The following is a 10548-nucleotide window of genomic DNA, read 5'->3' as shown; positions in this document are numbered from 1 at the left end:
TTGACGACCATAGAGCATTGGAACCACCTGATCCCATCCCGAACTCAGAAGTGAAACGATGCATCGCCGATGGTAGTGTGGGGTTTCCCCATGTGAGAGTAGGTCATCGTCAAGATTAAATTCCAAAATCCCTGTCTGCTCACGCAGACGGGGATTTTGTTTTTATAGAAGTCCCAAGTTTTCGCAGGCACGTTTTGATAACGGATCTGCTACAGAATTTCTTGACGACCATAGAGCATTGGAACCACCTGATCCCATCCCGAACTCAGAAGTGAAACGATGCATCGCCGATGGTAGTGTGGGGTTTCCCCATGTGAGAGTAGGTCATCGTCAAGATTGAATTCCGAAACCCCTGTCTGCTCAACGCAGACAGGGGTTTTGTTTTTGCGTCGGGAAAATTTCTGGCGCCGCCTCCTGTCTTCAGACTACCCCTGCGTCCTCCCTCAAAATCCAGGTAACGACAAGCCAGGTCGTACTCCCGTCGGGTTTTAAAAATACAGCTAAGTTTTCCGCAGTCGGTGCCGACAGCCTTATGAGCAATGCGTGCATTCAGTACAGCTATCCCCGCTGGCTGTCTCAAGTGCTACACGGAATTTTGTACCCGCACGCATCCCACCTTTCGGCATAAGAAGTCCATGCAATGAATCTCAAGTTCAGCCATAAAATTCTTCTGGCCGCTTCAGGCGTCGTGGTTCTGGCGTTTGCGTTGTTCACTTTGTACAACGACTATCTGCAGCGAAATACGATCAACCAAAATATCGAGTCGTCGGTGGAGCAGGCTGGCAACCTGACAGCCAGTAGCGTCCAGAATTGGTTGAGCGGTCGTATCCTGGTGCTGGAGAGCCTTGCACAAAGCGTTGCTCACCAGGGCAGCCAGGCTGATTTGCCAGGGTTGGTCGACCAGCCTGCGTTCACCTCGAACTTCCAATTCACGTACGTTGGTCAAGCTAATGGCGTGTTCACACAGCGACCTGACGCCAAAATGCCAGAGGGCTATGACCCCCGTGAGCGCCCTTGGTACAAACAGGCTGTAAGCGCCGGCAAGACCATGCTCACACCGCCTTATATGGCAGCTGTTGGCGGTTTGATCGTGACCATTGCCATGCCCGTCAAGAAAGACGGTCAACTGCTGGGTGTAGTGGGAGGCGATCTGAGCCTGGACAGTCTGGTTAAAATTATTAACTCGGTGGATTCCGGCGGTTTGGGCTACGCATTTCTGGTGAGCGGTGATGGCCAGGTCATCGTCAGCCCGGACAAAGACCAGGTCATGAAAAACCTGAAGGATATATACCCGTCCAGCAACCTGAAGATCGAGAAGGGCGTTCAAGAGGTGCAACTCAATGGCCAGGAGCGAATCATCTCCTTTACCCCGGTCACAGGCTTGCCCTCTGCAGACTGGTACATCGGCCAGTCGTTGGACAAACAAAAAGCTTACGCCCCTCTGTCTAAGTTCCGCACCTCTGCGTTGATCGCAATGTTTATTGCGGTGGCAGTGATTGCTCTGCTTCTGAGCCTGTTGATCCGGGTCCTGATGCGGCCGCTGACCACCATGGGACGTGCCATGCAGGATATCGCCCAGGGTGAAGGCGATCTGACACGGCGTCTGGTGATTGAAAACAAGGATGAATTTGGCGAGTTGGCCAGTTCATTCAACCAGTTCGTGGAGCGTATTCACGCGTCGATCTCCGAAGTGTCCTCCGCGACCCGTCAGGTCCATGATTTGTCCCAGCGCGTAATGGCATCGTCAAACGCGTCAATCATTGGCTCCGATGAACAAAGCGCGCGCACCAACAGCGTTGCCGCAGCCATCAACGAACTGGGCGCAGCCACCCAGGAAATCGCGCGCAACGCCGCAGATGCTTCGCAGCATGCCAGCGGCGCCAGTGAACAGGCAGATGATGGGCGCAAAGTCGTTGAGCAGACGATTCAGGCCATGACTGAACTTTCCCGGAAGATCAGCCTGTCGTGTGCCCAAATCGAAACCCTGAATGCCAGCACCGACAACATTGGGCACATTCTGGATGTGATCAAAGGGATCTCCCAGCAAACCAACTTGCTGGCCCTTAACGCAGCCATTGAGGCCGCGCGTGCGGGCGAAGCGGGCCGCGGGTTTGCCGTGGTGGCGGATGAAGTACGCAACCTTGCTCACCGCACTCAGGAGTCGGCAGAGGAGATTCATAAAATGATCACCTCGCTGCAAGTGGGTTCCCGCGAAGCGGTCAGCACCATGAATGCCAGCCAGGTATCCAGCGAGGACAGTGTTGAGGTGGCCAACCAGGCCGGCGCGCGTTTGATCAGCGTGACCCAGCGTATCGAAGAAATTGACGGCATGAACCAGTCAGTTGCCGCGGCAACTGAAGAACAGACCGCCGTGGTCGAATCCCTTAATGTGGACATCAACCAGATCAATCTGCTGAACCAGCAGGGTGTGGTCAACCTCAACGAAACCCTTAAAGACTGCGATGCGCTTTCGCAGCAGGCCAGCCGCCTCAAACAGCTGGTCGACAGCTTTAAAATCTGAGGTGCAGGCGCGCGGGGAGCCCTGGTTTCTGCGCGCTGATCAAAGACATATCCACAGCCCTGGCGTTTTGAACGTCAGGGCTGTTTTGTTTTTTGCTTGTCGATATAGTGGGTAATGGCTTTTACCCCGCGGTGTAGATGAAGCTCCAGCTCTTTGATACACGCCTCGATATCCCGGGCGCGGGCATGACGCAGCAAGGCGCGGTGATCGTCCTGAGACAGCTTGCCCAAATTCATCTGCTCAAGGTTAAAGCGCAGAAAGCGCTCTTCTTCAATCAGCCCTTCATCAATCAGCGCCAGCAGTTTTTTGTTCGGTGCCTTGCAGTAAAGCGCCTGATGAAATTGCCGATTGAGAGTGCCCATCCTGCTCCAGTCGGTTTCCACTTCGAGAGCCTCGATATAACCGGCAGCCACTTCAAAATCTTCCGCACTCAACAACGGCAGTGACAGGCGCAGGGCTTGTGTCTCGAGCAGCAAGCGGAGTTCATAGGTTTCCAGCGCGTCGTCCTCGATCAAAGGCGCGACCACTGCCCCTTTGTGCTGCACGGTTTGCAGTAAACCCTGGGCTTCAAGCTGACGCAGTGCTTCGCGAACCGGCATGCGACTGACACCAAACAAAGTCGCCAGGGCCTGTTGCCGAATAGCGGTGCCACAGGGCAACCGGCCATCAAGAATGGCGTTGCGCAAGGACGCTTCAATCACCGACCGGGCCAAATGGGCAGGTATGGGGCCGGCTACTTCGATACTGCTTAAAGGGTTATTTTTGACAGCCACGTTGGCACTACCTACGGCAGTTCAGTACGTTAATTTGGATCCAATTAAAAGCTAGGTACTGACCTGATCCTTGTCAAACCTTGTAACAGTTAGTTTAGCGCGACTGCGCGCGAGTGATTTCATCTTGCCACCTTCTTTTCTTGTATCCGGCCCCACCACACAGCTGCCCCTTGCCCTACAATCGCCGGAGATCAAGCTGCCCGAGTGCAGCGTCAATGCGCAGCTGCAGGTGAAGGATGGGCGTACTCAGTAGTAATGGTGTGGACGAAAAAATGCTTCGCGTCCTTGAATCGCCTCACAACCTACTGGCCGGATTGCTTCGTCAGCCATGGGTATGGGCCATTTTGTTACTGGCCTGCGCGATGCGTTTCTATGGGGCTACCGCCTCTGCCATTTGGTGTGATGAAGGCTCAAGTCTGATGCTGAGCGACTACTCGCTCGCGGGCATCTGGTTCCACGCCGCACACGATGTTCATCCACCGTTGTACTTCATGCTGTTGCACGGCTGGATGGCGCTGTTCGGCGACAGTCTGGTTTCGATTCGCGCCCTCAGTGTTTTGCCCGGGGTCGCCACAGTACTGCTGGGGATGTGGCTGGTCCGGCTGATTGCGACCCGCAGGGCTGCGTTGCTGGCCGGCCTGCTTCTGGCGTTGTTGCCGACCGCCGTGCGCTATAGCCAGGAAGTGCGGATGTACTCACTGATGGGGTTATGGCTGATCGCGGCAACGATTGCCCTGGTTTACTGGGTTAAAGCGCCCGACAACAACCGCTATCTGGTTATCTACAGCGTGCTGATGGCTGCCGGGTTTTACACCCATTACTTCACCGCCTTCTGTGTGATTGCCCACTGGTTGTACCTGCTGCTGAGTGGTCGCAGTACCGGCGGACTGATCAAACGCCCTGCCTGGTGGGTCGCCAACGCCTGCATCATGTTGTTGTTCATGCCCTGGCTTCCGGGGCTGGTAGACCTGCTGCAACACATGGGTGAACTCAAGACCGGGGGCGATGTGGGCTGGGAGCCCGGGGTTGATGCCCGCTCGCTACCGGCCATGACCTGGCAGTTGTTGATTCAGGACGAAGGCGACAGCCTTGCCTGGCCATTGTTCTGGCTGGCACCGCTTGCCCTGCTTGTCGGGGCGGTATGGATGGCGGTGAGGGATGCAACACCCCATAGATTCACCAGGCTGATCGTGATCTACACCCTGCTGCCGATCCTGGCCATTTACGCCATCTCTTTTGCCTCACCGCTGTTCATCGAGCGCTACGTGATGTTTGCTGCCCTGGGCCTGCCGCTGATTGTTGCGATAGCGGTGGATCGCCTGCTCAACCACCGGCGCGCGCTGGCCATCGTATTGCTGACGCTGTTTGCCGGTACCGAGATGGTGGGTTTGCGCAGCAACTTCACCAGCGATGCCGATCATTTCGATCGTCTGGTTGAGCATGTGAATCAGCAGTTTTTGCCGGGTGACCGAATCGTGGTCAGTGACCTGTTCTGGTACTTCAGCTACGTCTATTACAACAAGACCGGGTCTGTGCCCATGCTCTACACACCGCCGCTGGAGGATGGCTCATCGGGGCGTCCGAACAATTACGGTTTTGGTACGCTGGTGAACGCCAATGGCGCGAAAATCTACGTTGATCGCCTGGTGGACTTGCCTGCGGGTACAGGGCGTATCTGGTTAATCAGCAGCAAGGTGCAACCGGACGACTTTGCACCGATTCCACCGGGTTGGCACAAAGCTCAGGACTTAACCGTCGATGACACGCAGGCTCGACTATATTTGACCTGCGCGGGCGCCGAATGCGTCCCGCCTTACCGGAGTCTTTCTGATGCAAGCACCCACCCATAGTCTTCCCTCATTGTTCAAGCAGCTGGGTCTGCCCAACGAGCCAGCAGACATTGAGAAATTTGTCTCTTCGCACTCGCCACTCAAGCCGGATCTGAAGTTGCACGAGGCGTTTTTCTGGACGCCGGCTCAGGCGGCTTTCCTGCGCGATGAAATAAATGAAGACGCCGACTGGGCAGAGGTTGTTGATCAATTGAATCTGATGCTGCGCACAAAACCGGTCACCGGTAAGCAGAATTAACTGGTAACACTTGACTGAGATCATTTGCCCGCGCAATATTAATAGTTAGCAAACTAACTTTATGTGATACCCCTTGCCTGACACTCTTGATCAACTCCAGATGAGCATCAGCACCGGTATGGTGGTTGCGACTCGCCACTGGCGTCGCGTCTGCCAGAACACGCTGGTCAATTACGGAATTTCCGAAGCCTGCGCCATGCCGTTGCTGATTATCGGCCGTCTGGGAGAAGGCGCACGCCAGGTCACCGTGGCCCAGGCCGCCGGTATGGAAAGCCCGTCGCTGGTGCGCTTGCTCGATCAGATGTGCAAGGCCGGTTACGTGCTGCGTCATGAAGACGCCAGCGATCGCCGGGCCAAAACCCTCAGCCTGACTGACACCGGGCGCTCCCTGGTGCAGTCGATTGAAGCGCAGCTTGTACAACTCAGGCGTACAGCGCTGGCGGGGGTCTCAGTGGCAGATCAGGAAGCCGCATTACGCGTCATCAAGGCCTTCGAAGCTGCCGGTCAATTGCCTGATGGAGCCGCTTCTTGAACGGTTTTTTCAGCAGCATGCCGCCCGCCCGCGATTGGTTCTATGGCGTGCGCACCTTTGCCGCCTCGATGATCGCGCTGTACATCGCCCTGTGGATGGAAATGCCCCGACCCTATTGGGCAATGGCCACGGTCTACATCGTCTCCAGCCCCTTCGTCGGCCCCACCAGTTCCAAGGCCGTGTACCGCGCCCTGGGCACGCTACTGGGTGCTTCGGCGGCGGTATTTTTTGTACCCATGTTTGTACAAACCCCGTTTTTGCTGGTGCTGGTGGTCGCGCTCTGGACCGGCATCCTGTTGTTCCTGTCGCTGCACCTGCGCACGGCCAACAGTTACATCTTCATGCTCGCGGGCTACACCATGCCCATGATCGCCTTGCCGATCGTGGACAACCCGCTCAACGTATTCGACATCGCTGTCTCGCGCACCGAAGAAATCCTCCTCGGGATTGTCTGTGCGGCCGTGGTGGGCAGCATGTTCTGGCCCCGGCGGCTGGCCCCGGTGTTTGTTGATTCCGCCGCCAAGTGGTTTGGCGACGCCGCCAGCTACAGCAAGCATTTTCTGGCCCGCGACGTAGAGCCGAGTAAAGCCAGCGGCCTGCGCTCATCTATGGTGGCAACCTTCAACAGCCTGGAGTTGATGATCGGTCAATTGCCCCACGAAGGTGCGTTGCCGCAGACCGTGCGCAACACCAAAGAACTGCGCGGGCGCATGATCAACCTGCTGCCGGTGGTCGACGCGCTGGATGACGCGCTGTATGCCCTGGAGCGGCGTACCCCCGAGCTGGTGGACAAAATAGCGCCTTTGCTGGCGAAAAGCCGGGACTGGCTCGAAAGCACTCGCGAAGGCGCCCCTGTCGAGGCCTGGAAGGCTCTGCGCCATGAACTGGAACTCTTGCAGCCCAGTGCCGAAGCGCTGGATGAGCGACGCCAGCTGGTGTTCTCCAATGCGCTCTACCGGCTGGGCGAGTGGATTGATTTGTGGCAAGACTGCCGTAGCCTGCAACAGGCGATTGCAACGGGCAGTCAGGATATCTGGCGCGCGGTTTACCGGCATTGGCGCCTGGGCCGGCTGACACCGTTTCTGGATCGGGGCCTGATGCTTTACTCCGCATTTTCCACGGTGACGGCAATTGTTGTCGCCTCGGTGTTGTGGATCTTGCTCGGCTGGACGGACGGCGCCAGCGCGGTGATTCTGGCGGCCGTGGCCTGCAGTTTTTTTGCCGCGATGGACGACCCGGCGCCGCAGATCTACCGGTTCTTTTTCTGGACCTCGCTGTCGGTACTGTTCGCCAGCCTGTACCTGTTTGTGATCCTGCCCAACCTGCACGATTTCCCGATGCTGGTCCTGGCGTTCGCCGTGCCCTTTATCTGTGTCGGTACGCTGACGGTACAGCCGCGCTTTTACCTGGGGACCTTGCTGACCATCGTCAACACGGCCTCATTCATCAGCATTCAGGGGGCCTACGACGCAGACTTCATGGTGTTCATCAACGCCAACCTGGCCGGCCCCATCGGCCTGCTCTTTGCTTTCGTCTGGACCCTTATCGCCCGCCCCTTTGGCGCCGAACTGGCGGCTAAACGCCTGACGCGTTTCAGCTGGCGCGATATCGTCACGCTGACCCGGCCCGCAACCCTGGCCGAGCACCGGCACATGGGCGCGCAAATGCTTGATCGGCTGATGCAGCACCTGCCGCGTCTGGCGATGACCGGCCAGGACACAGGCAGCGCCCTGCGTGACTTGCGAGTGGCGCTCAACCTCCTGGATTTGCTGGCCTACTCACCCCGGGTCACCGGCGAGCGGCAACGCCTGCTGGGCCAGGTAGTCAGCGAGGTGGGGGAGTACTTCAGCGCTTGCCTCAAGGCCGGTGAACGCCTGCCAATGCCCAATGGTCTGCAAATGACCCTGGACCGTACCCGCCGTGCGCTTAACGCCCGCGAAATGCAGGACGAGGGCGAGGCCCGGGTGCACTTGCTCCATGCCTTGAGCGGTTTGCGCCTGGCCCTATTACCGGGTGTGGAGTTCATCGTTGATGAGCACGACCTGCCACAGTCCCATGCCCATGGCATTGACGGAGCGCCGCTATGATCGGTGACGTAGATATCAGCGGGGTGTTTCTGCCCACGCTCCTGGTGCTGATGGGCATCACTTACATATTGTTTTTGCTGGTTCACGCGCTCCTGACGCGTATGCACTTTTACCGCCTGGTCTGGCACCGGGCTTTATTCAACGTCGGTCTCTACGCTTTGCTACTCGGCGTTGTGGATTCGTTTAGTCGATATCTAATGACATGAAAAAACCTCTATTGACCTTGGGCCGTGTCGTTCTCACCTTGTTGGTGGTGGCGTTCGCCTGCGTCGTGGTCTGGCGCATGACCATGTATTACATGTTTGCCCCCTGGACGCGCGATGGCCACATTCGCGCCGACGTGGTGCAGATTGCCCCCGATGTGTCGGGCCTGATCAAGCAGGTGGATGTGCGTGACAACCAGCCCGTCACCCGTGATCAGGTGCTGTTCATCATCGATCAGGAGCGTTTCCGTCTGGCCTTGCGCCAGGCCCAGGCAGTGGTTGCCGATCGCAAGGAGACGCTGGCCCAGGCCCAGCGCGAAAGCAAACGCAACCGCGGGCTGGGCAATCTGGTAGCCCGCGAGCTGCTTGAAGAAAGCCAGTCCCGGGAACTGCGTGCGCAGTCAGCCCTGACTGAAGCCGAAGTCGCCGTGGACAGCGCGCAGCTCAATCTGGATCGCACCGTCGTGCGCAGCCCGGTTGATGGCTACGTCAACGACCGCGCTCCCCGGGTCAATGAGTTCGTCACGGCCGGCAAGCCCGTGCTGTCGATTGTCGACAGCAGCTCGTTCCATATCGACGGCTATTTTGAAGAAACCAAACTGGACGGCATCCATGTCGGTCAGAGCGTCGAGATCCGCGTGATCGGCGACAATGCACGCTTGCGTGGCCATGTCGAAAGCATCGTGGCCGGTATTGAAGACCGCGACCGCACCAGCGGCCAGAACCTGCTGCCCAACGTCAACCCGGCATTCAGCTGGGTGCGGCTGGCGCAGCGGATTCCGGTACGCATCGTGTTTGATGATGTGCCAGCCGATTTCCGCATGATCGCCGGGCGTACCGCGACCGTTTCGATCGTCGCGGACAAGGTCAAAGACAAACCGGCGCAGGAGGCTGCGCAATGAAAGCGGTCCACCTGGCAGCCCTGGGGCTGGGCTTGCTGCTGTCCGGCTGCCAGATGCTGGGGCCGGATTACCACCTGCCCAAGGACTCGGCCATGCAGCGTCCTGATTTGCAGGGCGAGCTGGCGGGTGAGGGCGCGAACGTGGTGTCGGCGCCTGTACCGGCCGACTGGTGGAAACTGTATCAGGACCCGAGACTTGACGAGCTGGTGCGCCAGGCCATGGCTTCCAATACGGATCTGCGCGTGGCGGCGGCCAACCTGTCGCGGGCGCGGGCTCAAGTTGAACAGGCGCAGTCTGCGGGTGGCTGGAGCGGTTCGGCGAAGGCGGGCGCCCAGCGTCTTCAGGAGTCCGGTGAAGCCTTCCTGCTGACGGACAAGGTCCCGGTAGCCAACGTCGGTGACCTTGGCCTCAGCACCTCGTATCAGTTCGACCTGTGGGGCACGTTGCAACGCGGTATCGAAGCGGCGCAGGCCAATGCCGACGCAACCCAGGCGGCAGCCGATACCGCACGTATCACAGTGGTAGCCGACGTGGTGCGCGCCTATACGCAAGTTTGCGCGGCCAATGAAGAACGGCATATCGCCGAAGAGTCGCTGCAGTTGCAATCGCAGAGTACTCAGCTGACACAGCGTCTGCGCGATGCGGGCCGGGGCGACGAAACCCAGGTAACGCGTTCCGAAACTCAATTCAGATCATTACGCGCCGAACTCCCGCGCTACCAGGCGCTGCGTCAGGCAGGGTTGTTTCGCCTGTCGATGCTCATTGCCAAACCCCTCGACCAACTGCCCGCCGGCGTTGCCGATTGCGCAGAGCTACCACACATCGCCCAACTGCTGCCCGTGGGCGACGGCGCAGCGCTGCTCAAGCGTCGGCCAGACGTACGTCAGGCCGAACGTCATCTGGCTAGCGCCACGGCCGAGATCGGTGTAGCCACCGGTTCGCTGTATCCCGACATCAGTATCGGCGCGACCGTGGGTACCGTGGGCCTGCTGGAAAACCTCGGCACGGCACCGACCAACCGCTGGGGCTTTGGCCCATTGCTGAGCTGGACCATCCCGACCAACGGTTCGCGGGCCCGTATTCGTGAAGCCGAGGCGGTGACCCAGGGCGCGCTGGCCAGGTTTGACGGCGTGGTGCTTAACGCCATTCGTGAGACCCAGACCAGTCTCGTGCAATACACCGCCTTGCTCCAGCGTCGGGATGCCCTGGCCCTGGCAGGCGATTCGGCTAAAACGGCTGCCGAGCAAACGCACCAGTTCTTCCTCGCCGGGCGTGAATCGTTTCTTGCAGACCTGCAAGCCACCCGCACTTACACCGACGTGAAAGCGCAACTGGCCACCGCCAACACCCAGGTTGCCATGAGCCAGATCGACTTGTTTCTGGCCCTCGGTGGCGGCTGGGAAAATGCACAGGCGAAAGCCCCGGAGCACGCTAAACCCTGA

The 10548-nt window shown here is 58.6% G+C and carries 9 protein-coding genes, 2 rRNA genes and 1 pseudogene; 11 read left to right on the top strand and 1 reads right to left on the bottom strand.

The features are described from left to right. The 4 genes and pseudogenes from rrf (JQ845_RS11265) to JQ845_RS23275 all read left to right on the top strand — a co-directional run bounded on the left by rrf (JQ845_RS11265) (nucleotide 1) and on the right by JQ845_RS23275 (nucleotide 2521). A 5S ribosomal RNA gene (gene rrf, locus JQ845_RS11265) occupies nucleotides 1–115 on the top strand. Between the two features lie 105 nt (nucleotides 116–220). After that, nucleotides 221–336, top strand: a 5S ribosomal RNA gene (rrf, locus tag JQ845_RS11260). Between the two features lie 304 nt (nucleotides 337–640). Continuing rightward, a pseudogene (locus JQ845_RS23280) lies at nucleotides 641–1666 on the top strand (HAMP domain-containing protein); the annotation flags it as partial. Between the two features lie 69 nt (nucleotides 1667–1735). Beyond that, complete coding sequence (locus JQ845_RS23275; RefSeq protein ID WP_369826399.1) at nucleotides 1736–2521, top strand: methyl-accepting chemotaxis protein; 786 nt, start codon at nucleotides 1736–1738, stop codon at nucleotides 2519–2521. A 74-nt stretch (nucleotides 2522–2595) separates the two neighbouring features. Here the strand turns inward: JQ845_RS23275 and JQ845_RS11250 are convergent, their stop codons facing one another. Then, nucleotides 2596–3294 carry a GntR family transcriptional regulator gene (locus tag JQ845_RS11250; RefSeq protein WP_203008995.1) on the bottom strand — a complete coding sequence of 233 codons (699 nt, stop codon included), beginning with the start codon at nucleotides 3292–3294 and terminating at the stop codon, nucleotides 2596–2598. A 236-nt stretch (nucleotides 3295–3530) separates the two neighbouring features. On the opposite strand from JQ845_RS11250, the gene JQ845_RS11245 reads away from it, so the two are divergent. The 7 genes from JQ845_RS11245 (at nucleotide 3531) to JQ845_RS11215 (ending at nucleotide 10548) form a co-directional block, all read left to right on the top strand. Then, entirely contained in the window at nucleotides 3531–5144 is a 1614-nt protein-coding gene (locus tag JQ845_RS11245) for a glycosyltransferase family 39 protein (RefSeq protein ID WP_160626429.1), read from the top strand. Then, complete coding sequence (locus JQ845_RS11240; protein WP_003438182.1) at nucleotides 5125–5382, top strand: DUF2789 domain-containing protein; 258 nt, start codon at nucleotides 5125–5127, stop codon at nucleotides 5380–5382. Before JQ845_RS11245 ends, JQ845_RS11240 begins: the two co-directional genes overlap by 20 nt. Before the next feature lie 100 nt (nucleotides 5383–5482). Then, nucleotides 5483–5914 carry a MarR family winged helix-turn-helix transcriptional regulator gene (locus JQ845_RS11235; RefSeq protein ID WP_003438183.1) on the top strand — a complete coding sequence of 144 codons (432 nt, stop codon included), beginning with the start codon at nucleotides 5483–5485 and terminating at the stop codon, nucleotides 5912–5914. After that, nucleotides 5911–8001, top strand: coding sequence for an FUSC family protein (locus JQ845_RS11230; RefSeq protein WP_003438184.1), 2091 nt, complete (start codon nucleotides 5911–5913; stop codon nucleotides 7999–8001). The genes JQ845_RS11235 and JQ845_RS11230 overlap by 4 nt, the downstream gene beginning before the upstream one ends. Next, entirely contained in the window at nucleotides 7998–8207 is a 210-nt protein-coding gene (locus JQ845_RS11225; protein WP_003438187.1) for a DUF1656 domain-containing protein, read from the top strand. Before JQ845_RS11230 ends, JQ845_RS11225 begins: the two co-directional genes overlap by 4 nt. After that, nucleotides 8204–9106 (top strand): efflux RND transporter periplasmic adaptor subunit, encoded by a 903-nt coding sequence (locus tag JQ845_RS11220; RefSeq protein ID WP_127195652.1) that lies wholly within the window; start codon nucleotides 8204–8206, stop codon nucleotides 9104–9106. The genes JQ845_RS11225 and JQ845_RS11220 overlap by 4 nt, the downstream gene beginning before the upstream one ends. Beyond that, complete coding sequence (locus tag JQ845_RS11215) at nucleotides 9103–10548, top strand: efflux transporter outer membrane subunit (RefSeq protein ID WP_003438190.1); 1446 nt, start codon at nucleotides 9103–9105, stop codon at nucleotides 10546–10548. The genes JQ845_RS11220 and JQ845_RS11215 overlap by 4 nt, the downstream gene beginning before the upstream one ends.

Origin of the sequence: Pseudomonas paraversuta (genome assembly GCF_904063065.1) — a bacterium.
Lineage (GTDB): Bacteria > Pseudomonadota > Gammaproteobacteria > Pseudomonadales > Pseudomonadaceae > Aquipseudomonas > Aquipseudomonas paraversuta.
Note: the sequence above shows the minus strand (reverse complement) of the source record. Positions and strands in the feature narration are given on the sequence as shown.

What these genes read in the sequence shown, in the direction of transcription:
- JQ845_RS23275 (WP_369826399.1), top strand. Translation starts at nt 1,736, where the DNA reads ATGGCATCGTCAAACGCGTCAATCATTGGCTCCGATGAACAAAGCGCG.
- JQ845_RS11245 (WP_160626429.1), top strand. Translation starts at nt 3,531, where the DNA reads ATGGGCGTACTCAGTAGTAATGGTGTGGACGAAAAAATGCTTCGCGTC.
- JQ845_RS11240 (WP_003438182.1), top strand. Translation starts at nt 5,125, where the DNA reads ATGCAAGCACCCACCCATAGTCTTCCCTCATTGTTCAAGCAGCTGGGT.
- JQ845_RS11235 (WP_003438183.1), top strand. Translation starts at nt 5,483, where the DNA reads ATGAGCATCAGCACCGGTATGGTGGTTGCGACTCGCCACTGGCGTCGC.
- JQ845_RS11225 (WP_003438187.1), top strand. Translation starts at nt 7,998, where the DNA reads ATGATCGGTGACGTAGATATCAGCGGGGTGTTTCTGCCCACGCTCCTG.
- JQ845_RS11220 (WP_127195652.1), top strand. Translation starts at nt 8,204, where the DNA reads ATGAAAAAACCTCTATTGACCTTGGGCCGTGTCGTTCTCACCTTGTTG.
- JQ845_RS11215 (WP_003438190.1), top strand. Translation starts at nt 9,103, where the DNA reads ATGAAAGCGGTCCACCTGGCAGCCCTGGGGCTGGGCTTGCTGCTGTCC.